Annotated in this window: 18 protein-coding genes; 13 read left to right on the top strand and 5 right to left on the bottom strand. The window is 32.4% G+C overall.

Going from position 1 to position 26,187, the window contains the following annotated elements:
• The first annotated feature begins 16 nt into the window (after positions 1-16).
• Entirely contained in the window at positions 17-2,653 is a 2,637-nt protein-coding gene (locus tag ACXAG4_RS13915; protein WP_475296689.1) for a DNA gyrase/topoisomerase IV subunit A, read from the top strand.
• Between the two features lie 95 nt (positions 2,654-2,748).
• Here ACXAG4_RS13915 and ACXAG4_RS13910 read toward each other — a convergent pair whose 3' ends face one another.
• The 3 genes from ACXAG4_RS13910 to ACXAG4_RS13900 all read right to left on the bottom strand — a co-directional run bounded on the left by ACXAG4_RS13910 (position 2,749) and on the right by ACXAG4_RS13900 (position 7,608).
• Positions 2,749-4,017 (bottom strand): carboxypeptidase-like regulatory domain-containing protein, encoded by a 1,269-nt coding sequence (locus tag ACXAG4_RS13910; protein ID WP_475296688.1) that lies wholly within the window; start codon positions 4,015-4,017, stop codon positions 2,749-2,751.
• Between the two features lie 112 nt (positions 4,018-4,129).
• A complete protein-coding gene (locus tag ACXAG4_RS13905) occupies positions 4,130-5,935 on the bottom strand; it encodes a cytochrome-c peroxidase (RefSeq protein WP_475296687.1) in 1,806 nt (601 codons plus the stop codon).
• Positions 5,936-6,024: 89 nt separating this feature from the next.
• Complete coding sequence (locus ACXAG4_RS13900; RefSeq protein WP_475296686.1) at positions 6,025-7,608, bottom strand: PhoX family protein; 1,584 nt, start codon at positions 7,606-7,608, stop codon at positions 6,025-6,027.
• Positions 7,609-7,923: 315 nt separating this feature from the next.
• Between ACXAG4_RS13900 and bshC the strand changes: the two genes are divergently transcribed.
• From bshC to ACXAG4_RS13870, 6 genes are all read left to right on the top strand, one after another.
• Positions 7,924-9,531 carry a bacillithiol biosynthesis cysteine-adding enzyme BshC gene (bshC, locus tag ACXAG4_RS13895; RefSeq protein WP_475296685.1) on the top strand — a complete coding sequence of 536 codons (1,608 nt, stop codon included), beginning with the start codon at positions 7,924-7,926 and terminating at the stop codon, positions 9,529-9,531.
• Between the two features lie 102 nt (positions 9,532-9,633).
• Positions 9,634-11,004, top strand: a complete 1,371-nt coding sequence (locus ACXAG4_RS13890; protein WP_475296684.1) for a pyridoxal phosphate-dependent decarboxylase family protein — start codon at positions 9,634-9,636, stop codon at positions 11,002-11,004.
• 73 nt (positions 11,005-11,077) lie between these two features.
• Positions 11,078-12,613, top strand: a complete 1,536-nt coding sequence (guaA, locus tag ACXAG4_RS13885) for a glutamine-hydrolyzing GMP synthase (protein WP_475296683.1) — start codon at positions 11,078-11,080, stop codon at positions 12,611-12,613.
• 241 nt (positions 12,614-12,854) lie between these two features.
• A complete protein-coding gene (locus tag ACXAG4_RS13880; protein WP_475296682.1) occupies positions 12,855-14,771 on the top strand; it encodes a PBP1 and LysM peptidoglycan-binding domain-containing protein in 1,917 nt (638 codons plus the stop codon).
• A 28-nt stretch (positions 14,772-14,799) separates the two neighbouring features.
• Entirely contained in the window at positions 14,800-15,333 is a 534-nt protein-coding gene (locus ACXAG4_RS13875; protein ID WP_475296681.1) for a DUF922 domain-containing protein, read from the top strand.
• Complete coding sequence (locus ACXAG4_RS13870) at positions 15,333-15,560, top strand: DUF3820 family protein (protein ID WP_475296680.1); 228 nt, start codon at positions 15,333-15,335, stop codon at positions 15,558-15,560. Before ACXAG4_RS13875 ends, ACXAG4_RS13870 begins: the two co-directional genes overlap by 1 nt.
• Positions 15,561-15,566: 6 nt before the next feature.
• Here the strand turns inward: ACXAG4_RS13870 and ACXAG4_RS13865 are convergent, their stop codons facing one another.
• Positions 15,567-15,854 (bottom strand): hypothetical protein, encoded by a 288-nt coding sequence (locus ACXAG4_RS13865; RefSeq protein WP_475296679.1) that lies wholly within the window; start codon positions 15,852-15,854, stop codon positions 15,567-15,569.
• 217 nt (positions 15,855-16,071) lie between these two features.
• Here ACXAG4_RS13865 and ACXAG4_RS13860 point away from each other — a divergent pair, with 217 nt between their 5' ends.
• From ACXAG4_RS13860 to ACXAG4_RS13850, 3 genes are all read left to right on the top strand, one after another.
• Complete coding sequence (locus ACXAG4_RS13860; RefSeq protein ID WP_475296678.1) at positions 16,072-17,703, top strand: CTP synthase; 1,632 nt, start codon at positions 16,072-16,074, stop codon at positions 17,701-17,703.
• A 131-nt stretch (positions 17,704-17,834) separates the two neighbouring features.
• The gene (gene yidC, locus ACXAG4_RS13855; RefSeq protein ID WP_475296677.1) at positions 17,835-19,736 is read left to right on the top strand and encodes a membrane protein insertase YidC; all 1,902 of its coding nucleotides are present in this window, start codon (positions 17,835-17,837) and stop codon (positions 19,734-19,736) included.
• Positions 19,737-19,903: 167 nt separating this feature from the next.
• Positions 19,904-20,587: a toxin-antitoxin system YwqK family antitoxin gene (locus tag ACXAG4_RS13850; RefSeq protein ID WP_475296676.1), complete on the top strand. Its 684-nt coding sequence runs from the start codon at positions 19,904-19,906 to the stop codon at positions 20,585-20,587.
• A gap of 144 nt (positions 20,588-20,731) precedes the next feature.
• Here ACXAG4_RS13850 and ACXAG4_RS13845 read toward each other — a convergent pair whose 3' ends face one another.
• Positions 20,732-23,038, bottom strand: a complete 2,307-nt coding sequence (locus tag ACXAG4_RS13845) for a fasciclin domain-containing protein (protein ID WP_475296675.1) — start codon at positions 23,036-23,038, stop codon at positions 20,732-20,734.
• Between the two features lie 172 nt (positions 23,039-23,210).
• Here ACXAG4_RS13845 and mnmA point away from each other — a divergent pair, with 172 nt between their 5' ends.
• From mnmA to ACXAG4_RS13830, 3 genes are read left to right on the top strand one after another with little or no spacing between them, the layout of a single operon-like run.
• Positions 23,211-24,398 carry a tRNA 2-thiouridine(34) synthase MnmA gene (mnmA, locus tag ACXAG4_RS13840; RefSeq protein ID WP_475296674.1) on the top strand — a complete coding sequence of 396 codons (1,188 nt, stop codon included), beginning with the start codon at positions 23,211-23,213 and terminating at the stop codon, positions 24,396-24,398.
• 24 nt (positions 24,399-24,422) lie between these two features.
• The gene (locus ACXAG4_RS13835) at positions 24,423-25,241 is read left to right on the top strand and encodes a toxin-antitoxin system YwqK family antitoxin (RefSeq protein WP_475296673.1); all 819 of its coding nucleotides are present in this window, start codon (positions 24,423-24,425) and stop codon (positions 25,239-25,241) included.
• Positions 25,238-26,179, top strand: coding sequence for an NAD(P)H-dependent flavin oxidoreductase (locus ACXAG4_RS13830; RefSeq protein WP_475296672.1), 942 nt, complete (start codon positions 25,238-25,240; stop codon positions 26,177-26,179). The genes ACXAG4_RS13835 and ACXAG4_RS13830 overlap by 4 nt, the downstream gene beginning before the upstream one ends.
• The last annotated feature ends 8 nt before the right edge of the window (positions 26,180-26,187 follow it).

The following is a 26,187-nucleotide window of genomic DNA, read 5'->3' as shown; positions in this document are numbered from 1 at the left end:
AAAGGAATAACAAAGTATGATAGAAGAAGAAAACGACGATTTAACAAATCAAGAAAACGACGAACCACAAGAAACCATTACCCGTGTAACGGGCATGTACAAAGATTGGTTTTTAGATTATGCTTCGTATGTAATTTTAGAACGTGCAGTACCAGCCATTGAAGATGGCTTTAAACCTGTACAGCGTCGTATTATGCATTCTATGAAAGACCTTGATGATGGGCGTTACAACAAAGTAGCAAACATTGTTGGGCACACCATGCAATACCATCCGCACGGAGATGCAAGTATAGCCGATGCCATGGTGCAAATTGGCCAAAAAGATTTGTTAATTGATACTCAAGGAAACTGGGGAAACATCTTAACCGGAGATAGAGCAGCAGCCTCTCGTTACATTGAAGCGCGTTTATCTAAATTTGCTTTAGATGTTGTTTATAACCCTAAAATTACCGAATGGCAAGCCAGTTACGATGGCAGAAGAAAAGAACCTGTAAACCTACCAGTAATGTTTCCGTTATTGTTGGCACAAGGCGGCGAGGGTATTGCAGTAGGCTTATCAACAAAAATATTACCACATAATTTTATTGAGCTAATAGATGCTTCAATAAAACACTTAAAAGGTAAAAAGTTTACTTTGTTACCCGATTTTCCAACCGCAGGAATAGCCGATTTTTCAAATTATAACGATGGTAACAGAGGCGGTAAAGTACGCGTACGTGCTAAAATTTCGCAATTAGATAAAAACACTCTTGTTATAACAGAATTGCCTTATGGCACAACCACTTCATCTTTAATAGACTCTATTTTGAAAGCCAATGATAAAGGCAAAATCAAAATAAAAAAGATTGAAGATAACACAGCTGCCGAAGTTGAAATTCTGGTACATTTACCATCAGGCTTATCACCCGATAAAACTATTGATGCGCTTTACGCTTTCACAAGTTGCGAGAGCTCAATATCACCATTAGGTTGTGTGATTGAAGATAACAAACCACTGTTTATTGGGGTTTCTGAAATGTTGCGTCGCTCAACAGATAACACCGTTCAACTCTTAAAACAAGAATTAGAAATAAAGCTTGGTGAGTTAGAAGAACAGTGGCACTTTGCTTCACTTGAACGTATTTTTATTGAAAATAGAATTTATCGTGATATTGAAGAAGAAGAAACTTGGGAAGGCGTAATAAAAGCCATTGATACAGGGCTTCAACCTCATATAAAACATTTAAAACGTGCCATTACTGAAGATGATATTGTACGTTTAACTGAAATTAGAATTAAACGAATTTCAAAATTTGATATTGATAAAGCACAACAAAAAATTGACGCTTTAGAAGAGCAAATAGCTGAGGTAAAACATCATTTAGAGCATTTAATTGAATACGCTATAGCTTATTTTACTAGATTGAAAAATGATTATGGTGAAGGACGTGAACGTAAAACTGAAATTAGAGTTTTTGATGATGTTGATGCCACTAAAGTTGTTATTAGAAACACCAAACTTTACGTAAATAGAGAAGAAGGCTTTATAGGTACATCATTAAGACGCGATGAGTATGTAGGAGATTGTAGTGATATTGATGACATTATTGTATTTACCAAAGCAGGTAAAATGATGGTTACAAAAGTAGATACCAAAACTTTTATTGGTAAAGACATTATCCATGTTGCTGTATTTAAAAAGAAAGACAAGCGTACCATTTATAATATGGTTTACAAAGATGGAGCTAAAGGGCCTTCATATATAAAACGTTTTGCGGTTACAAGTATTACCCGCGATAGAGAATACGATTTAACTAATGGAAACAAAGGTTCTGTAGTTTTATATTTTTCTGCAAATCCAAATGGTGAAGCTGAGGTTATAACCATAAATTTAAGACAAGCAGGTAGTATTAAAAAACTAAAGTGGGATATTGATTTTGCCGATATTTTAATAAAAGGGCGCGCCTCAAAAGGAAATCTAGTTACAAAATATTCCGTTAAACGTATTGAATTAAAAGAAAAAGGAGTTTCAACATTAAAGCCCAGAAAAATTTGGTTTGATGAAACCGTACAACGTTTAAATGTTGATGGAAGAGGCGAGTTAATAGGTGAATTTAGGGGCGAAGATAAATTACTAATAATAAACCAATCTGGCATTGTTAAAACAGTAACACCAGAGGTAACTATGCATTTTGATGATGATATGATTGTTATGGAAAAATGGGTGCCCAAAAAACCAATATCAGCCATTTATTATCACGGTGAAAAAGATATTTACTATGTAAAACGCTTTTTAATAGAAAATGAAAATAAAGAAGAGTATTTCATTTCTGATACTCCAAACTCGCATTTAGAAATTGTTTCAACAGATTGGAAACCAATGGCCGAAGTAGTGTTTGCTAAAGAACGTGGCAAAGACAGAAAGGATAATTTAGAAGTAAACTTAGAAGAATTTATTTCTATAAAAGGTATTACAGCGCTTGGAAACCAATTAACAAAAGATAAAGTAAACCAGATAAATTTACTAGAACCTTTACCATACCAAGCGCCCGATGAAGTGCATGCTGATGATATTGAGGTGGTTGATGAAACAGATGTTTCAAAACCTACTTCTTCTTCAAAAAATACAGATGCAGAAGATAACGATGATGAAGGGCAAACCACTTTGTTTTAAAAGTTTTATAGCGTAAAGTGAAAACAAAAAATCTCAATGAAAATTTAAAAATCTTCATTGAGATTGCCGAGTAACTAACTTAATTTGAATTATAATTAAGTTTTCTTTAATTGCTTTTTAATTTTTTCTATGGCGTTTTCAATAGATTTTTCGGGTTCTATAATATTATATTCACCCCAAAATTCTGGATCTGAAAAACCAGAGGCCTGATCTGTTAATATGGTTGAAGGACGTAACATTTGGTTTTTTAAAGTAGCTATTTTAGTATCTTTAATCTCCCAATCTGTTACTGCCATTTCACTATTTAAGGTGTAAATACTATTAAATAATTTACCTTTCCAGTTAACTTTAAAACTTAGTAAAATATTACTGTAGGCATAATGCCATTTGCTATTTTGTATTCTATAATTTACGCGGTATGTTGCTTTTGTTGGGTGTACATCTACACGTCTTGGTTTTTTACGCACAAACATTTGGCTAGACAACTCTTTGTTTTCAACATTTAAACTGTAAATAGCATTAATAAGTGCCGATGTTTCTGCATCAATATATAATTTACCGTAGTATAATGGTGTTTTTATAAAAGGTGTTTGTTTAAAGTTAACTACATACACTAATTTACTGTTTATATTAGTAGACTTTCCGAAGGTAAATTCATAATTATCAATATCTTCATTGGTAAAAATAAATTCAGGATATTTAACTAAATCTGTATAAAGGTTACTAAAAGGACCACCTTGTAATTTTAGTGCAAGTGTATCTAATCTATCATAATTTGTGTTTTTTCTGGCTTTTATTAATTCAATATTGTCTTTTCTGTAATTTGCGTAGGGTTGTTTATGAATTTTAACTACAGCTTCAGATAATGATGCATTTTTACGCCTTTTTTTTATGGTTTCTCTATAAAAAGCTGTCATTAAAGTGTTGTTGTTATTGTAAAGCGCGCCTTTTTTCTGCAGGGTTTCTAAAACTAAAGATTTGGCATCACCTGTTTTTGCAACAAGTTCAATGGTTTCTAAAGAAGTTATGGCGGGTGTAAGCTTAACTTTTAATTTTGTATTTGAACTAGGTATGCTAATTTCCTTTTTTTCATATCCTAAATGCGTAATAATTATAAAGCTGTTTTTATGTTGAATAGGTATTTTTAGGGCAAATTCACCATCAATATTGGTTACGGTACTAATGTTGGTGTTTTTTATAATAATATCTGAAAACACCAATCTGTCATTAGAGTTTTCATCTGTAACAATACCTTTTATTTCAATAAAGTTTGATGTGTTTTGTGCATAAATTGTGAAGTTGCCACAAATAACAAATAAGCAAACTAATATAAATGAAGGCATAAACGTATGCTTGCTTTTCATGACTATTGATGTTTAAGGGTTTAGTTGATAGTAAGTTACAAAAAAATAAGCTAAAATCCAATTAGGTAATTGGGATTTAGCTTATTAGCTTATTATTGTTATTTAAAATATATTAACTATCAGTAAGTGTGCGCATAAAAGCAATTATGGCACTTTGTTCTTCGGTAGATAAATCTAAATTATCAAAAGGTAGTGTTTGGTGTGGTACATCAAAACCAAGACCAGCACCACCGCCTTGGTTGTAAAAAGTTATAACTTCTTCTAAAGTATTATAAACACCATTGTGCATGTATGGCGCTGTTAACTCAATATTTCTAATGGTTGGTGTTTTAAACATTTTATCATGTAAAGGCTCTTCATAAACCCAATAAAAACCTTTATCTGCATCTATAGTTTTATTTTCAGCAGTTTTAGGTACACCAATAACTTCCTTTTCGGTTTCTTTATAAAATGGAGGCACAGAACCGTTTGTTAACGGTATAAAATGACAAGTTGCACATAATGCTTTACCCATGTATAGATTAAAACCTTGTTTTTCTTGTGCGGTAAATGTATTTTCTTCACCTCTAATATTTTTATCAAATTTTGAGTTTAAACCATTTAGAGTAGATACAAATACAGATATAGCTCTAACCGTTTCTTTGTTAGTTTTTGGTACGTAACCAAATGCATTTTTGAATAATGAAATGTATGTAGAATCTTTTAATATGTTTCCTGAAAATTTATGCACATTGGTGTTAAACTCTTTATCATTATTAAAAACAGAGTTTATTTGGCTTTCAATGGTATTGGCTCTTCCATCCCAAAAAAATGCTTTTTGATAAATGCTGTTAACCAATGTTGGTGTATTTCTATTTAATGGATTACCATTATTATCTTTGCTAAACCTTATACCATCTGCGTAGGCTTTTTCAGGTAGGTGGCATGTTGCACAGGCCATATTGCCTTTTTCGGATAGGTTTTTATCAAAAAACAACTTTTTACCAAGTGCTATTTTTTCTTCAGAAGGATTTCTATCATTAACATCTAAAAAGAAGTTAGTATTAAAACTATTTTTCTCAAAAAATGTTGGTGCATTAAAGTTTAAAGGGTAGGCGTTTGTTGCAGCATCCCATAAGTTTGATGTTTGCCTTAGTTTAACCCAATTTCTGGTTATTGGGTTTAAGTGATTTTTTATGAATGTAAAACGGTCAAATGTTTCAAAATTTGGTGTATTTCCAATAAAATTTATAGCTTTTTTTATGTTGGAAGAAAATTCTTCATCTAAAGTTGGGTTTGTTTGTTGTATTAATTTTTGAAATGTTAGGCTATAAACATCGTGCAAACTTTGTAATGATACCGATGTTTCACCTATGCTTTTACCTGTTATAGGGGTATCAAAACCAGCCATAGATAGGCTAACTAACCTCATTAGTTGTTCATGTGTGCCAACAAAAAAGCGTTTAGGTGTTACATCTCTTTTGGTAATGTTGCTTTCTAAATTTTTAAAAAAACCTTTTAAAAAATATACGTCTCTTTTAAACTCTTTTTCTGAAACTTCATCAGAAAATAAGGTTTCTTCAAGTTTTTGTAAGCCAATGGGTTCAACAATTCTTCCGCTATCATCATTGTAAATTGGTAGAGCAGGACCGTTGGCTCTGTGTGTAGTTTCTGGATTTAAAGCACCTGCAATAGGTTCGGCTTTTTTAAATGCTTTTCTTACCTCAAAAAATAGGGTTTTAGAAATTTCTTCATTAGCATCTTGTTTTTCTAAAGAATCTAATAATGATATTGCTTTTGTGATATTTTCTAAGTAATATTTTTGGGCATTTTCCCAGTTTACGGTGTTTACAGTATTTTGTTTAGTTGTATTATTTTCTGTTATACAAGAAAAAATAAACATTAAAATAATAACAAGTGAAGCTAGTTTTAAACGCATTGTAATAAGAACTGTGTTAAATAGAAAAGACCCTACAAATAAATTGTAGGGTAACTTTTCAATATGTTTTATTTTATAAAGGCTACTTACTACCTAGGAAGACCTTTTATAAGCACTATTTGAGAACCTTCAAGGTAAGGTCCACCAATCCAAGGGTGATCTAATGATTTTGTACCACCATCAACACCAGCGTGGTCATCACTTTTCCAGTAATGAGGTTGTAATGCTAGCATGAAAGTATCTGGCTCACCAACTTTATCAGAGATATCAGTTAATGCACCATACTCACCACTTAAACCAGTACTTTTGTTAGGAGCTAAATCACTTCTTACAATTAATTCCATAACTACTTTAGGGTTGTTACCATCTAAATCTGATTGGTAAATGTAAGCAGAGTGCCCTCTGTCAAAAGAGTTAGGATCTTCTTGTGTGTATATGTAGTGTTCTGTTACACAGATGTTATCAGGACTTTGTAATTCAGCTAAGTTACCATCCATATTATTAGTGTTTGTGTTACCACTAATAACTTGTGTTAATTTACCTTCTAATGGGTTGTTAGCATCTAAAACTAATTTGTAAACAGTACCCCAATCGTTATAAGTTCCTCTTCCTGGGCCACGACCAGTTACAGCAAAGAAAACATTTAATGCATTGGCATCACTACCTTTTTGGTAATCTACGTCTTCAACACGCATAAATTGAGATGCGTAAACATCATTACAAGCAGTTTCCATTTCATCTTTAGTCATAGCAGCACCATTAGCTATTTCAACAAACTCAACTTCGTATTCCTTTTGGAAATCTAAATCACCTTCGTTGTATTGTGTATTTGCAGCAACAGCTTGAACACCACCAGCACCATCAGAAATTTGCTTTAATCTTAAAACGTAAATTTTACCACCAGTTAAGTCTGCATCACCAGCATCAGAATAATACATTATTACTTGACCTTCAGAACCATCAGAATCATCATCACCACCAATAATTACAGTTTTACCAGAGTAAGTATCTTTAGGAAGTGGAGTAGCGTTTTCCCAAGCAAATTCACCTAAAGCATCTAAACCAAAATCGGCAGTAGGAGTAGGTGTTTCTACCCATGGGTCTATACCTTTTACATCAAAGTTAAAAGCCTCAGAAGCAGATAAGAATAAATCTTTATCTCCACCGTGAATGTCTTTTTCCCACATTGTACCAGAACATTGGCGTGCATAATCTGCAACACTAGAGTTTAGTAGGTAAGTAGCATCAGTAATTTCAAAGTTTTCATCTAAAGATAATCTTGCAACTGCAAAATGGTCTTCAAAGTTTACAACGTACTCATAACCACCATTTGGGTTTTTTAAGAAACCAGCACCATCGGCACCACCACCAATTCTAAATTCGCCATTTCCAAAATCTAAAACATCACTAGAACTTACTACCGAGTAAGCTTCAACAAAGTTGAATTGAGAGCTCATAGCAACAAGTGGTTTTAAGTTAGATTTGTTTTCAAACATTGTAGGAGTTACGGTTAAATCTTCACCGTCTTGTCCATTAACACCGTCAACACCATCGGTACCATCTTGTCCGTCTACACCATCAACACCATCTTTTCCGTCTTCAATGTCACAACCTGTAAAAGCAACTGCGGCTAATACCATTAAAACATAAATTGGATTTAATAATTTTTTCATTTTTTCTGTTAAATATTAGTTATTGTTTATGGTTTCAAAAGTATTATTAGCTTATTTAAGTGTTGTTAAGTCAATAATTAGCTTGTATTAACTTTTTGTTTTCTGTGTGTTAGCTAATTTATGATAGCTTTAATATTTGTAATTATTCTAAATAACCAATTGTGTTTTTTTGTAATGTAAAACCTTGGTTTCTATAGGTTTTAGTCTTAGTTTATGTGTGTAAATATTATGTTAATTGTTTTAATTAGTTAAAAATGTGTTAGTATTTTGCATGTGTTGTTACTAAACATTTACATTTGTTTAAATCTTTTTTTTGTGACAAAAATTTCAACATTACCATTTAATAAAACAGGTTTTTTTTCTTCATTAATTTGTGATTATTTAGAAGAAAAACAAGCGCTTAAGCCTTTTTACAATAGGTTTCCTAGTCTTGAAAACTTTAAAGGACAGATTGAAGAAAAGCAACAATTTTACAAGCAAACCACTAGAAATGTGTTAGTAAAAGCTTTAAAAAACCAATATAAATTGGTTGAAGCTTCAAATGAAACACTTCAAAATATTGAAAATTTACAGCAACAAAACACCTTTACTATAACCACAGGGCATCAGTTAAATTTATTTACGGGGCCATTATATTTTCTTTATAAAATAATTTCAACCATAAATTTAACTACACAGTTAAAAGAAGCATATCCAGATTTTAATTTTGTGCCTATTTATTGGATGGCTACTGAAGATCATGATTTTGATGAAATAAACTTTTTCAATTTTAAAGGAAAAAAAATACAGTGGAACAAAAATGCCAATGGTGCTGTTGGCGAATTATCAACAGATGGTTTAGAGGCTATTTCACAGTTAATAAATAGTGAATTTGGTATAGGAAAAAATGCGGAAGATTTAAAATTACTTTTTGAAAACGCGTACTTAAAACACGATAATTTAACACAAGCCACGCAATATTTAGCCAATGCGCTTTTTAAAAATTATGGTTTGGTTATTATAGATGGTAATGATAAAAGCCTAAAAGCGCTTTTTACACCCTATGTTAAGCAAGAATTGTTTGAGCAAACGTCATTTAAAGAAGTAACTAATACCAATGCGCAATTAAACAATTTAGACGAAAAGCAATATAAATTACAGGTAAATCCGCGCGAAATAAATTTATTTTATTTAACAAGTAATTTAAGAGAGCGTATAGTTTTTGAAGGTGGTGTTTACAAAGTACTAAATACCAATATTAGTTGGAGCGCTAATGATTTAGAAACTGAGTTAGAAATGCACCCAGAAAGGTTTTCGCCTAATGTAATAATGCGCCCTTTATACCAAGAAGTTATTTTACCTAATTTATGTTACATAGGTGGCGGTGGCGAGCTGGCCTATTGGTTTCAATTAAAGCAAATGTTTAATGCGCTTTCTGTGCCGTTTCCGGTGTTATTGCTGCGTAATTCGGTGTTAATTCAAACTGAAAATCAGGAGGATAAGCTTAAAAAATTGCAAATTTCTACTGAAGATATTTTTTTAAAACGCCATACATTCATAAATAAAAAAGTTAGAGAAATATCAAATATCAATATTGATTTTTCTGAACAAAAAAAGCATTTAAAACAGCAGTTTACGGCACTTTATGAACTGGCTGAACAAACAGATAAAACCTTTCTTGGTGCGGTAAAAGCACAAGAAAAAAAGCAACTTAAAGGGTTAAATAAATTAGAAAGAAGATTGCTTAAGGCTCAAAAATATAAATTGTCTGATCAGGTTTCTAGAATGACAGATATTCAAAATGAATTATTTCCAAACGGAAGTTTACAAGAGCGTAATGCTAATTTTTCTGAATTTTATTTAGAATACGGAAAAACATTAATACCTAAATTAATGACTCATTTAAACCCTTTAGAAAGTGAGTTTGTTGTTTTAACATTATAACGTTAATTATTTTTTTTAGGTAATTTTTGTGAAAGATTGTTAGTAAATCATCTTTTTTAATGAAATAATGGTAATTTTACGGTCTAATATTTAAAAATGTCAATGCATAAAATAGATATAGATTTAGTAGAAATGACTATGGATGTTATGAAATACACCATAGATAGAGTTTCAGCAACAAAAAGTAAAATAGGAAAACCACAAAAAGCCGAAGCGCTAAAAAAACTAGTTGGCGATACTGTAACACCAAAAGGCGTTGGCGGAGAATATGCATTTAAAATGTGGCGCAAACATTTAGCAAAAGCTACTGTGCCAATAGACCACCCAAGGCATTTGGCTTTTGTACCAGCATCACCCACAAGAGCAGCCATAATGTTTGATTTAATTACATCGGCTTCAAGTATTCACGGTGCTTACTGGATGGAAGGCGCTGGCGGTATTTTTTGTGAAAACGAGGCCATGAGCTGGATTGTTTCTTTAACCGGTTTACCAGAAGGTGCTTTTGGTGTGTTTACCAGTGGAGGTACAGCAGCAAACTTATCGGCTATTGTAACAGCTCGAGAACATTGGCGAGAAAATGAAGCGTTTAAAAACGAAAAAGGACTCATAATTACCTCAATTGGGGCTCATTCATCAATTAAAGCCATGGCTAAAGTAGCCGATGTTGATATTCTTTTGGTTGATACTGAAGATGTTTTAACAGGTGAAGAACTTCAAAATTGTATAGATAATTTAACCGAAAGCCAACGTAAACGTTTGTTTGCAGTTGTAGCAACGGGTGGTACAACCAATGCAGGCATTATTGACGATTTAAGCAGTATTGGTACTATTTGTAATACCCAAAACCTATGGTTTCATGTAGATGCTGCTTATGGTGGTGGCGCATTAGTAGCAGATTCTGTTAGGCATTTGTTTAATGGCATTGAAAAGGCCGATAGTATAACCATAGATCCGCATAAATGGATGTTTTCTCCCTATGATTGCGGCGCTGTTATTTACCGAAATCCTGAATTGGCAAAAAATGCACATGCTCAAGAAGGTTCGTATTTAGAAATTTTTAAAGACGAAGGTGCTCACGGCTTTAACCCAACCGATTATCAAATACAATTAACACGTCGTGTTCGTGGGTTACCCTTATGGTTTTCTTTAGCTACACATGGTACAGATAGGTATAAGGAAGCTGTAGAACGCGGCTTAGAACTTGCACAAATTGCAGGTAAATTAATTACAAACAAACCGCATGTAGAATTGGTTAGAGACCCTAGTTTGTCTTGTGTATTATATAGAAGAATTGGTTGGAAACCCGAAGATTACAGAGAGTGGACTTATGAAAACCACCGAAAAGGTTTTGCATTAGTAACACCAACCAAATGGCGTACACCAAATGGTTTTGAAACCGTTTCACGTTTTTGTTTTATAAATCCAGATACTACCCAGGCAGATATTGAGGCTATTTTAGAGTCTATGGTTTAAAACCCGTTAATAACCTTTTTTAAAAAAAAATAAATTAATAAATGTATTTATAAAAACCTTTTTATTTTTGCGCATGCAACATGACAAGGTACTTATTTTAGACTTCGGTTCGCAATACACACAACTTATTGCGCGTAGAGTTAGGGAACTCAACATTTATTCCGAAATTCATCCATTTAACAAAATTCCGTCAAACATTCAAGAGTATAAAGCCATTATACTTTCTGGTAGTCCAAACTCAGTTAGGGGTGAAGATGTTTTACATCCAGATTTATCAAACATTCGTGGTAAAAAACCATTACTGGCTGTATGTTACGGAGCACAATATTTGGCACATTTTTCAGGTGGCGAAGTAGCGCCTTCAAACACTAGAGAATATGGGCGTGCAAATTTATCTTTCATCAAAGATGATGAAGCTTTTTTTGCTAACATAAAAACCGGTAGCCAAGTATGGATGAGTCATTCTGATACTATAAAAACATTACCAACAAATGGTGTTTTAATAGCAAGCACACACGATGTTGAAAATGCAGCTTACAGAATTGATGGCGAAGCAACTTATGCAATTCAATTTCACCCAGAAGTATACCATTCAACAGATGGTAAACAAGTATTAGAAAACTTTTTGGTGAATATTGCTGGTGTAGAACAAGATTGGACACCCGATTCGTTTATTGAAGAAACCGTAGCACAATTAAGAGAAAAAGTTGGTGATGATAAAGTAGTATTAGGTTTATCAGGCGGTGTAGACTCTACAGTGGCTGCTGTATTACTAAATAAAGCCATAGGCAAAAATCTGTATTGTATTTTTGTTAATAACGGTTTATTACGAAAAAATGAGTTTGAAAGCGTACTAAACCAATACGAAGGTATGGGGCTTAATGTTAAAGGCGTTGATGCTTCAGCTAGATTTTTAGATGCACTAAAAGGTATTGAAGATCCTGAGAAAAAACGTAAAGCCATTGGTAATGCGTTTATTGAGGTTTTTGATGATGAAGCTCATAAGATTGAAGATGTTACTTGGTTAGCACAAGGCACCATTTACCCTGATGTTATTGAAAGTGTATCGGCAACAGGTGGGCCTTCAGCAACTATAAAAAGTCATCATAACGTAGGCGGATTACCAGATTTTATGAAACTTAAAATTGTTGAGCCACTTCGTGCTATTTTTAAAGATGAAGTAAGAAGAGTGGGCGCATCATTAGGCATAGATCCAGAATTACTTGGGCGTCATCCATTTCCAGGTCCTGGTTTAGGTATTCGTATTTTGGGTGATATTACTGCCGAAAAAGTACGTATACTTCAAGAGGTTGATGCTATTTTTATCAATGGTTTAAAAGCATGGGGTTTGTATGATAAAGTTTGGCAAGCAGGCGCTATGTTATTACCTGTTAATAGCGTTGGTGTTATGGGCGATGAGCGTACGTATGAAAAATGTGTAGCGCTTAGAGCTGTTGAAAGTACTGATGGTATGACGGCCGATTGGGTTAATTTACCCTATGAATTTCTTCAAAAAACATCAAACGAAATAATAAATAAAGTTAAAGGCGTTAATAGAGTAGTGTATGATATTAGCTCTAAACCGCCAGCAACCATTGAATGGGAATAGATTGGTGACTTTATAAAGGCTTAAGTGTCTTAAACCTATAATAAAATTTAGGCGTTGCAATGTTTTTTTAACTACATTTAAAAAAATATCAACGTCTTAAATGTTTTTGGTAACGTATATAAATTATTTAAAATTATTAGTAAGTATTTTTATTTTGGCATGTTATATGATTTTAAAATTAAATACTCATTTATATTCTAAAATCAGTAAAAACGTTTTACTGTTTATAAAAACAACACGTATGTTTAAAATTTTATCTGTTTTTTGTTTTGTTTTCCTTTTTGGTTTTCAAATTGTTAATGCTCAAAATCATAGTATTCATAAAGTTAAAAAAGGTGAGACTATTGAGGGTATTGCTAAACGTTACTATGTAACACCTTTTGATATTTATAAACTGAACCCAGAAGCAAAAAAAGCATTAAAGCCTAACACCATTTTAATTATACCAAAAGCAAAAACAACACCAAAGGTAACAGTTGTTAAAGAATTACAAGGCTTTAAAAACCATAAAACAAAACGTAAAGAAACACTTTATAGTTTAGCTAAAACATATAATATTACAGAAGAAGAACTAAAAAAACATAATACGTTTTTATATGCAAACCCTTTAAGAAAAGGCGATAAACTTAAAATACCAGTTTTTAAAATTACTGAAGTTGTTGAAGATGTGCCGCAATATAAAACCTATGTAGTGAAACCAAAAGAAGGCAAATGGCGTATTGCATATAAATTTGGCATAACAATATCTGAGTTAGAAGCTTTAAATCCAGAATTAAAAGAAAATGGTTTAAAAGAAGGACAAGAAATTAAAGTACCTAATTTAGAAAAAGAAGCCCAAAATGTAATTGACGAACAATATAGCTACTACAAAGTTTTACCAAAAGAAGGCTTTTACCGCTTAAAATTAAAGCTTGGTTTAGAACAAGCAGATTTAGAAAAACTAAACCCAGAATTAAAAGAAAGTGGATTAAAAGCAGGAATGATTTTAAAAATTCCTTTTAATGAAGCACTAGCAAATAGCACTGAAGAAGGCAAAGTGAATCTATTAGATAGCATTACAAATTTTGATACTAAGCATATTGCAATAATGTTGCCTTTTAGGTTGAATAGAATAGATTTTACAGGGTCTTTAAAAAATAACATTGAAAAAGATCCGTATTTAGATGCTTCTTTAGATTTTCATTCGGGAGTTTTAATGGCAGTAGATTCGCTTAAAAAATTAGGGATATCATTAAAAGTTGATGTTTACGATACCAAAAACCAAGTAAGTGAAGTTGAAAGCATTATTAAAAACAATAATTTTGAAAATGTTGATGCCGTTATTGGGCCGTTAACATCAAAAAACTTTCAAAAAGCAGCATTATCATTAAAAAGTTATCATGTGCCAGTTGTGTCTCCAATTGGGTCAAATTTACAACTCTATGATAACGTTTTTCAGTCTAGAACATCAGATGAAGTATTAAAAGAAAAAATTATAAATTTTGTAAAGGCCGATACGTTAGCAAGCAACATTATTATAATAGCAGATTCTAAAAATGTAGCCATTTCAAACACATTAAAAAATCAATTTATAGCTGCAAAACAAGTGTTTTCTAGAAAAGATAAAGAAGGAAAAGATAAGTTTTATGTAGGCAAACAAGATATTGAAGATGCTTTAAAAGATGGTGAAAATATTGTGTTTTTAGAAACCGAAGACGAAGGTTTTGCTTCAAACGTAACAAGTATTTTGGCTTCTCTTATTCAAAAAGATGACTTGCAATTAAAAACTAAAGCTCGCAATATTACATTGGTAACTACTAATTTTAATAAAGCTTTTACAGGTGATGAGGTGTCAAATGAGCATCTTTCAAAACTTCAATTTCATTACGCTAGCACCTCAAAAAGTTACAGTGAAGATAACAGTTTTGTTAAAAACTATAAACGCCAATACAACATAACACCAAATAAAAGAGCCGTTAAAGGTTTTGATTTAACTATGGATGTTGTGCTGCGTATAGCATCGGCAAATGATTTATTCATGTCTGTTACCAAAGCACCTGTTACAGAGTATACAGAAAATAAGTTTTCATACAAAAAGAAAATGTTTGGTGGTTTCTACAATGAAGCTGTTTACCTGGTTAAATATCAAGATTTAGATATTGTTGAAGTTAAACAATAATAAAAATAAAAACGGCGTTTAACAGTTTGTGATTAAGTTTTTTATTATAGCGTGTTGTTTTTTATTGGTGCAAGATGAGCCAGTAATTACATGGTATGAAACACAAAAATTAACCTGGCAAAATTTTAAAGGCACGCCTAATAATGAGGTAAGAGCATCGGCCATTACAGCATCAGGCATTTCGTTTGGGTTTTCAATACAGCTTAAAAACCAAAATGTAGTAGATTTTTCTACCGAAGTTCATGCTCATTTTTACCCTAATCAATCATGGGTAAAACCAACCGATGCTAATCATCATATTTTAGGGCATGAGCAACTTCATTTTGATATCACCGAACTTTATGCCCGGAAATTTAGGTTTGAAATTAGTAAGCTAACAGTTTCAAATAACATAAAAAAACAGCTAAACACACTTCAGAATACAATAAATTCAGAATTAAAAAATATGCAGAATGCTTATGATGCCGAAACAAATTATTCTAGAAATTTTGATGCACAAAAAAAATGGGAAACATTTATAGCTAAAGAACTTAAAAAGTACAATACTTACAAAAATAATTAATGCTACCAAATAAAGAGTTTTTACTAAAATTGGCCCACACCAAAATGCCCTATGGTAAATACAAAGACCGTTATTTAATTGATTTGCCAGAGCATTATGTGGTATGGTATCATAGAAAAGGTTTTCCAAAAGGGCAGTTAGGTGATATGCTAACCACTGTTTATGAGCTTAAAGTTAATGGGCTAGAGGGTTTGGTAAGAAACATTAGAAAACAATACCCCAAATAAATTAATTTAAACCAAGGCTTCACAGTAAAATCCTCTGCTAGTAATTTGTTGTATAATCTCTTCTGTTTTTAGTGTTTGTGTGGTTTCTAAGCGTAACACTTTATCAATATCTTCAAGGTCTATGGTCCATTTTATAACATCAGGATGCGTATTAAAAAGTAATTTTAAAATGTTTATTGCTTTACTATTAATGTTTGTTTTAAGTATGTGAATACTAATATTTCTCTTTCTTTTGTGGTAAAACGGACTAATCATTTGTTTGTTGTTTTTTGTTGATTGATGTAATTTTTGCATTAAGCTTTTTTAAATGACGATTCATATGTAAAAATGTATCACACATTATTAAAAAATTATATGCTTTTGTGTTTAATACTGCAAAATTATATAAGCTTATGTCAAAATATGTCAGGCGTTTAAAATGTGTTGTTAAAAAGTAGATTCAAATAACTAAAAAGTTATTCGGTATTAACTATTTTAATTTTGTAAATTTGCCTGCGTTTATAAGCGCACAATGACAAGTACAAAATACATTTTTGTAACCGGAGGAGTTACATCATCATTAGGAAAAGGTATTATAGCCGCATCTTTGGCAAAACTACTACAAGCCCAAGGTTACAGAGTAACCATTCAAAAATTAGACCCGTATATTAACGTAGACCCAGGAACACTAAACCCGTATGAACACGGTGAATGTTATGTGACTGAAGACGGTGCTGAAACCGATTTAGATTTAGGGCACTACGAGCGTTTTTTAAACGTACCAACAAGTCAGGCTAACAACGTAACCACTGGTCGTATTTACCAAAGTGTTATTGAAAAAGAACGCCGTGGCGAATTTTTGGGTAAAACTGTACAAGTTGTACCGCATATTACAGATGAAATTAAAGAACGTATTCAAATTTTAGGTAACTCTGGCGATTATGATATTGTAATTACCGAAATAGGAGGAACCGTTGGTGATATTGAATCGTTGCCATACATTGAAGCAGTACGCCAATTGCGTTGGGATTTAGGTGAAAATAATGGTATTGTAGTACATTTAACTTTAGTACCATATTTATCGGCAGCTGGCGAGCTTAAAACGAAACCAACACAACACAGTGTAAAAACACTTATGGAAAGTGGTATTCAAGCCGATATTTTAGTATGTAGAACAGAGCACGATTTACCAAGTGATTTAAGAAGAAAATTAGCATTATTTTGTAATGTAAAAGAAGAAGCTGTGATACAATCTATTGATGCTTCAACCATTTATGATGTACCTAATTTAATGCTTGATGAAGGTTTAGATAAAGTAGTACTTAAAAAACTAGCATTACAAAGCACTGAACCTAATATTAACCGTTGGAATGAATTTTTAAGCCGACATAAAAACCCAAAAACCGAAGTAACCATTGGTTTAATTGGTAAATACGTAGAATTACAAGATTCATACAAATCTATTTTAGAAGCATTTATTCATGCAGGTGCAGAAAATGAAGTTAAAGTAACCATAGAATCTGTACATTCTGAGTATTTAAATAGTGATAATATAAAACTAAAACTAGCGCATTTAGATGGTGTTTTAGTAGCACCAGGTTTTGGTGAACGTGGTATTGAAGGAAAAATTGATGCCGTTAAATTTGTACGCGAAAACAATATTCCGTTTTTAGGTATTTGTTTAGGCATGCAAATGGCAGTTATAGAATATGCTAGAAATGTTTTAAACATTGAAGGAGCAGATTCTATTGAAATGAATCCTGAAACTAAAAACCCTGTAATAAATTTAATGGAAGAACAAAAAACTATTACAGACAAAGGAGGTACAATGCGTTTAGGTGCTTGGGCATGTAATTTAAAAATGGGTAGCTTAGTAAGAGACATTTATAAAGCTGAAACTATTACAGAGCGCCACAGACACCGTTATGAGTTTAATAGTAATTATAAAGAGCAAATTGAAGAAGCAGGCATGAAAGCTACAGGCTTAAACCCAGATACAGGGTTAGTTGAAATAGTTGAAGTGCCAGCACATCCATGGTTTGTTGGTGTGCAATATCACCCAGAATATAAAAGTACAGTTGCAAATCCGCACCCATTATTCGTGGCTTTTGTAAAAGCAGCTTTAAAGTACAAAAGCAAACAAAAAAGTGCCACTATGGCATAAAAATTAAAATGGATAGCTTTTTGATTATCAACGAAAATATATAACACATTAATATTTGTCAAAAAAAATAAAGCAAAATTACATCAACTTTAATTGGCTCTTATTTTATTCAAAATGACAACAACTACAATATGGAAGAAAAAAAGTTAGATATAAATTCAATAATAGGTTTTGTACTTATTTTTGGAATTTTAGCTTACATGTTATGGCAAAACCAGCCGTCACCTGAAGAATTAGAAGCTCAAGAAAAAGCAAAACAAGAACAAGCAGCAGCCAAACAAAAAAAACAAGAAGAAAAACAAGGCACATACACTACCACACAAGCAGACTACGCAGTTGGTACACAGGCAGATTCACTTCAACAAATTGCTTTAAAAAATAAATTAGGTGCTTTTGCTTATTCAGCAATGAAAGCATCTGATAAAGAAACACTTGTTGAAACCGATTTATTAGCTTTAAAGTTTAATAACAAAGGCGGTTACTTATCAGAAGTTAGATTAAAAAAGTTTGTAGATTTTAAAAAACAACCCATTTACCTTGTTAAAGATAACAACGCTTCTTTCAATATAAATTTTGGAACTACAGATAGTAGAATTTTAAATACTAACGATTTATTTTTTGAACCTTCTATCACAAAAAATGGTAACAAAACCATAGTTTCAATGAAACTTAAGGTTTCTGAAACCAAATTTTTAGAGTATAGATATGATTTAGTTGATGGTGATTATATGATGGATTTCACCATTCGTTCACAAGGTTTAAGTGATGTAATTAATGGTTCGCAAGACATTAATTTAGATTGGAAACAAAAAGGTTACCGTCATGCAAAAAGTATTTCATATGAAAACCGATATACAGATATTCATTATGAATACGAAGATGGAAAAGATGATTATACCGGTATGCGTGATGCCGAAGAAACACTAGATGATGTTAGTTGGATAGGGTATAAGCAGCACTTTTTCTCATCTATATTATTAACAGATACGCCATTTAAAACAGCTAAAATAGCATCAACTAACTTGGTTGAAGATGAAGCTGTTGACACCGTTTTTACAAAAAATTTCACATCAAAAATACCATTAGAGTTAAAAGGTGGCGAGCTTAATTATAACATGAATTGGTACTACGGGCCAAGTGAGTTTAAAACATTAAATGCATATAATAGAAATTTAGATGAGTTAGTACCACTTGGTTGGGGTATTTTTGGCTGGATTAACCGCTATATTTTTATGCCTTTATTTGGTTTTCTTGGTGGTTTTATGCCTTATGGTATTGCCATTGTGGTAATGACAATTTTGGTTAAAATATGTTTGTCTTTTGTACAGTATAAACAGTTTTTATCGCAGGCAAAAATGAAAATTTTAAAGCCAGAGTTAGATGCTATCCGCGAGAAATACAAAGACAATAAAATGAAAGCGCAACAAGAAACTATGGCCTTACAAACAAAAGCAGGTGCTAGCCCATTATCAGGGTGTTTACCAGCTTTAATACAGTTGCCAGTGTTTTATGCGTTATTCCAGTTTTTCCCATCGGCATTTCAATTAAGACAAGAAAGTTTCCTTTGGGCCGAAGATTTATCGTCATATGATACAGTGGCTAACTTACCTTTTAATATTCCATTTTATGGAGATCACGTTAGTTTATTTCCAATATTGGCATCTATAGCTATTTTCTTTTACATGCGTTTAACAACGGGGCAAAATGTGCAAATGCAACAGCCACAGCAAGAAGGTATGCCAGATATGGCAAAAATGATGAAGTACATGATGTATTTTTCTCCAATAATGATGCTGTTCTTCTTTAATAACTATGCATCTGGTTTAAGTTTGTATTACTTTATTTCAAACTTAATTAGTATTGGTATTATTTTAGTTATTAAAAATTATATTCTTGATGAAGATAAAATTCATGCACAAATTCAAGAAAATAAAAAGAAACCTAAAAAGCAGAACAAATTTCAGGCACGTATGCAAGAAATGATGGAGCAAGCCGAACAACAAAGACAGGCACAACAAAAAAGAAAAAAATAATCTAAAAAATATTTTCAGTTTAACTGAAGTATAAATTAAAAAGCTGCTTAAATTATATGTATTTGGCAGCTTTTTTTATACAATTTGAAGTTTTATTTATCGTTTAATTATGTGTTGTTTTTATTTTTTAAAGTGAAAGTGAAACAAAAAAATAGTCAATTTAAATTATGAAATTAAGCAGTATTTTAACAATTGTATTTTTAGTAATATTCACGTCAATATCAGCCCAAACATTTAATCAGTTTGATGATAACGGTAAGCGTCATGGTATTTGGAAAAAGAATTTTGATGGCACAAAAGTGCTAAGATACCAAGGTAAATTTAAACATGGTAAAGAAATTGATACATTCAATTTTTATAAAAATATTAGAGGCAAAGCGGTGTTAACGGCAACTAAAATTTTTAATAATCGCAATAATATTGCTCAAGTGTTTTTCTATGCTTCTAACGGAAAAATTATAAGCAAGGGTGCCATGGACGGGAAATATTATATTGGTGAATGGGCGTATTATCATAAAAACTCTGATAAGTTAATGACTTTAGAGCATTATAACCAACAAGGGCAATTACATGGTGAGCGTTTTGTGTATTACAATAATGGGCAAATAGCCGAAAGCCAAAATTATATCAATGGAAAACGCCACGGAGCATCTGTTTGGTATTCAATAAAAAATGTTGTTTTAAAAGAGTTTATGTATGAAAACAAGCAATTACATGGGCCATCAAAAGTATATGACTCTCATGGACATTTAAAAGTTGAAGGCGCTTATAAAAACGGAAAAAAACACGGCCTTTGGAAATATTATGAAGCTGGAGCATTAAAAGAAACTATTAATTTTTCTTCAAAATAATTAAAAAAAGAAACGCCCTGAAATCTCAGGGCGCCTCTTTTTCATAGACAATTTTCAAGAGTAAATGGAGTAAATATTGTCCATGACTTTCTAACCAAACATAACCAATAAATCAAAATAAAGACTTATTCGTATTTTTTAAAATTAAGGTAGAGGTGGTAAAACAACCTTATCTATAGCATGTATTACACCATTAGAAGCTTGCACATTAACAGCAATTATGTTGCTCACTCTATTGTTAGCATCAGTTAAAGTTGCACCACCTGTAATATTTGCTGTAATATTTCCACCTTGAGTTGCTATTGTCATATTATCCATTAAATCTGTATCTCTTACATTAGCACCAGCCACTGCGTGGTAACTTAATGTAGCATTTAATGTAGGCTCGTCTATGTCTGCTAAACTATTGGCGTTTAGTTCAGTTAATAAATCTGTAAAAGCATCGTTTGTTGGTGCAAATACTGTAAAAGGCGCAGGATCTGTACCGTTGGGTGTAGACAATAATGTTACATAATCTGTAGTTAAATCATCTCTAGTTAATGCTGCTACTAACGTACTAAAATTAGGATCGGCTAAAGCAAAATCAACTACAGTTGGTAAGCCTATAACTTTATCAACTGCATGAATTACACCGTTGCTAGCCACAACATCAGCAACCGCTACAGTAGATACACCATTAAACATTACACCATTTGATGTGTTGTAGTAAATACTCATAGCATTATCTCCAGCTCCGGTAGCACTTGTTGTAGAATACCCAGCACCAGCAGAAACTAAATCTGTAGAAAAAGTTGTGCCACTCATAACGTGATTTAACAATACTTGCGCTAAAGCATCAGTAGGAACATCAGCTAAAGCAGCAAAATTATTGTCACTTAAAAAGCTTGTAAAACCATCGTTCACCGGTGCAAGTACTGTAAAAGGGCCATCACCACTTAATGTGTTTACTAAGTCACCATCGGCTGCTTGTAAAGCAGCTACTAAGTTGCTAAATGAAGGGTTTGCAATAGCATGATCTACAACACTTGGTAAACCTATTACTTTATCAACAATGTGTATAACTCCGTTTGTAGCTTTAATATCGGCTTTAGTAACGGTAGAAATACCATTAAACATTACGCCGTTTGAAGTATCATAAAAAATACTCATATTCATGTTTCCAGCGCCAGTAGCGTTAGTTTTAGCGTATCCGGAACCAGCGCTAACTAAATCTGTAGACATTACTTCTCCAGTTATTACGTGGTTTAACAACACTTGTGCTAAAACATCAGTAGGAACATCTCCTAATGAAGCAAAGTTATTGTCATTTAAAAATGCAGCAAAAGCATCATTACTTGGTGCTAATACTGTGTAATCTGTCATACCATTTAAAATTGAAACCAAATCACCATCGGCTGCTTGTAACGCAGCTAATAAGCTACTTAAGCTTTCGTTGGCAGCTACTTTACCAGCAATAGTGTTAGGTATGGTTGGTAAAATAACTTTGTCTATTACGTGAATTACACCATTGGCAGCTTGTACATCTACAACAAGTATGTCACTAACACGACCGTTAGAATCTGTTAAAGTTGCACCACCAGTTACATTTGCAGTAATTTCCCCACCAAGTGTTGAAACAGGCATATCATCGGTTAAAGCGCTAGAAAGCACATTGGCTCCTGCCACTGCATGTAAATCTAAAGTAGCTTTTAAAGTTGGTTCGTCTATATCACTTAAATCATTAGCACCTAATTCAGCTAATACATCAATAAAAGCTTGATTTGTTGGTGCAAATATTGTGAATGGAGCAGGGTCTGTACCGTTAGGTGTAGAAAGTGCTGTTACATAATCAAATGTTAAATCACTTCCAGTTAATGCTGATACAAGCACCGAAAAGTCATCGTTTGTAGTAGCAAAATCTACTATTGTTGGCAAGCCAATAACTTCATCTACAATGTGAATGATACCGTTTGTAGCATCAACATCTGGTGTAGTTACTGAAGACATGCCGTTTAAAGTAACACCATTACTAGTATTGATATAAATACTCAAATTAGCTCCTGTTGTAGCTTCTGTGGCTAAAGTTTTTCCATAACCAGTACTTAAGGCAGTAGATTGTAGTTCACCAGCAACAACGTGGTTTAATAGTACTTGTGTTAAAACGTCTTTTGGTACATCGGCTAAACTTGAGAAATTGTTATCTGTTAAAAATTTCTCAAAGGCAGCATTTGTAGGTGCAAATACTGTGTAGTCTCCAGTTGGATCATCTAAAACAGCTGCAAGATTACCGTCTGCAGCCAATAAAGCTTGTACTAAAATGCTTAAATCTGGTGTAGCAACCGCTAACTCAGTAATGGTTTCAGGGGCTTTTTCAATAGGCATATTGTTGTCATCATCATCGCTACATCCAATAGATAATATAGCAACAAATAACATCAATGAAACCTTTTTTAATGCTGTTAATGTTTTCATGTTTATGATATTTACGATTAATTGTTTAACAAAAGTATAAAATAATTAAACAAAAAAACAAATTTTGTTCAAAAAAAAATAAAAATAGATGAACAAAATGATGTTTCAGTTATATGTAAAATGTTTAGTATTCCTTTAAATATATGTATCTTTGCAGACTAATTTTATTGAAATGAAACGTGTTATTATTGGGCTTTCAGGCGGTGTAGATTCTAGTGTTGCAGCATATTTATTGCAACAACAAGGCTATGAGGTTATTGGACTTTTTATGAAAAATTGGCATGATGATTCTGTTACAATTTCAAATGAATGCCCTTGGTTAGATGATAGTAATGATGCTATGTTAGTGGCCGAAAAATTAGGTATTCCTTTTCAAACAGTTGATTTAAGTGAGCAATATAAAGAACGTATTGTTGATTATATGTTTAATGAATATGAAAAAGGAAGAACCCCAAACCCCGATGTGCTTTGTAATCGTGAAATTAAGTTTGATGTATTCATGAAAATAGCATTAGATCTTGGGGCAGATTATGTTGCAACCGGGCATTATTGCAGAAAAGGTACCATAAATAAAGAAGGTGAAAACGTGTATCAATTATTGGCTGGTGTAGACGGTAATAAAGATCAATCGTATTTTTTATGTCAATTATCACAAGAGCAATTATCAAAATCATTATTCCCTATAGGTGAATTAACCAAACCGGAAGTTAGAAAAATAGCCAATGAAATAGGTTTAGTAACCGCAGATAAAAAAGATTCACAAGGTTTGTGTTTTATAGGAAAAGTAAAATTACCTGAATTTTTACAACAACAATTAAAACCAAAAGAAGGTGTTATTGTAGAAATACCTAAAGAACACGAAGTTTATAACCAAAAAACGCCCAGTTTTAATACCGAAGAAGAAAAACTTCAATACCAGTCAAAAAAAATAGAGTATAAAGAAACCTATGGTAAAACCGTTGGTAAACACCAAGGTGCCCATTACTTTACTAAAGGCCAAAGAAAAGGACTCGCTGTTGGCGGAACTGTAGAGCCATTGTTTGTTATTGATACTGATGTTGATACAAACATAATTTATACCGGACAAGGCAAAACACACCCAGGATTATTAAAAAAAGCCTTATTTGTAAGTAATGATGAATTGCATTGGATTCGTGAAGATTTAGCGCTAAACAATGGTGAAACTATGCAAGTTGAAGCCAGAATTAGATACAGGCAGCCCTTAGAAAAAGCAGTGCTTCACAAAGTTGAAGCAGGTATTTATGTTGCTTTTGAAAATTATCAATCTGCCATTACCGAAGGTCAATTTGTAGCATGGTATAATGGTGAAGAGCTTTTAGGTTCGGGGGTTATTTCATAAATTGCATTTAAATATGCAAATAATATGAACAAGACTTATCTTTCAATCATACTCTTATTCTTTACAAGTTTAAATTTAGCTCAAACTGACTCAATAATATCATATTTAGATATAAACAATAAGAAATTAGAGAATGAAAAAGATATAAGTGATCATGCAAGAATAGTTCAAGTTGTAAAAAAAATAGATGATTCGTTATGGCAAGTGAAAAGGTATCGCAGAAATGGTAAAATATTAAATTTTGGGCATTTCAAAACTAAAGATTTTAAAATACCAATAGGTCAATTTATAACTTACAATAGAAAAGATAGTATTTCAAATATTTTACATTACAATTCAAAAGGGTTAAAGCATGGGAAAGTTAGAACTTGGTTTGATAATAGGTATTTAAAGAATGAAGGCATATATATAGAAGATAAAAAAGAAGGCATTTGGAAGTACTACCATTACAATGGTAAACTAGGAGCTAGACTAGTTTATAAAAACGATTCTATTTTATCCGGAAATTACTTTAATGAAGAAGGTAAAAGTCTAGAATTTACACATAAAACCCTTTACAAAAAACCAAGTTTCAGTGGAGGGAATAAAAAATTTAAAAGAAAAATACAGGGTATTGTTAGTAATATAGACTATACATTACACGGCGTAATTTATGTCAATTTTACAATTGATATTAATGGAAATATTAAAGATGTAGAGGTTGAACAAAATCAGTTACCCATAAAAGTCAAAAATAATATCATTAAATATTTTGAAAGTATTGAAGGCTGGCAACCAGCAGAATTTTTAAATATAAAGTGGCCCTACAGCTATTCAGTTCCTATTTTCTTTAATAAAAAATGAAAAACAAAATAACAGAACTTTTTAAAATTAAATATCCAATCATCCAAGGCGGAATGATTTGGAATAGCGGTTGGCGTTTAGCATCAGCTGTAAGTAATGCAGGAGGTTTGGGCCTTTTAGGCGCAGGTTCAATGTATCCAGACGTTTTAAGAGAGCATATTCAAAAATGTAAAAAAGCCACTAATAAACCTTTTGGTGTTAATGTGCCTATGTTGTATCCAAATCTTCAAGATATTATGCAAATAATTGTTGAAGAAGGTGTTAAAATAGTTTTTACTTCTGCCGGAAACCCTAAAACATATACAGCTTGGTTGCAAGAAAGAGGTATAACCGTAGTACACGTAGTTAGCAGTGTAAAATTTGCACTAAAAGCACAAGAGGCCGGTGTAGATGCCATTGTAGCCGAAGGCTTTGAAGCAGGTGGCCACAATGGGCGTGATGAAACAACAACCCTAGCTTTAATACCAATGGTTAAAAAAGAAATTACAGTACCTTTAATTGCAGCAGGTGGTATTGCAACTGGTAGAGCCATGTTAGCCACCATGGTTTTAGGGGCCAATGGTGTTCAAATGGGAAGCAGGTTTGTTGCAAGCACAGAAAGTTCTGCGCACCTTAATTTTAAACAATCTGTTGTTAATGCTAAAGAAGGTGATACACATTTAACACTCAAAGAATTAGCGCCTGTAAGACTTATTAAAAATAAATTTTACAATGACATACAAGATCTTTATAAAACATCGCCAACGGTAGAAGATTTAAAATCTTTGTTAGGAAGAGCTCGCGCCAAAAAAGGTATGTTTGAAGGCGATTTAGATAATGGCGAACTAGAAATTGGTCAAATATCAAGTTTAATTGATACCATTAAACCAGTAAATGAAATTTTTCAAGATCTAATTTCTGAATTTGAATTAGCTAAAAAAGAAATAACTTCATTATAGTGCTATTT

The sequence above is a fragment of the Seonamhaeicola sp. ABD4_175 genome (genome assembly GCF_056160885.1).
This window is presented reverse-complemented; position numbering and strand designations above follow the sequence as displayed.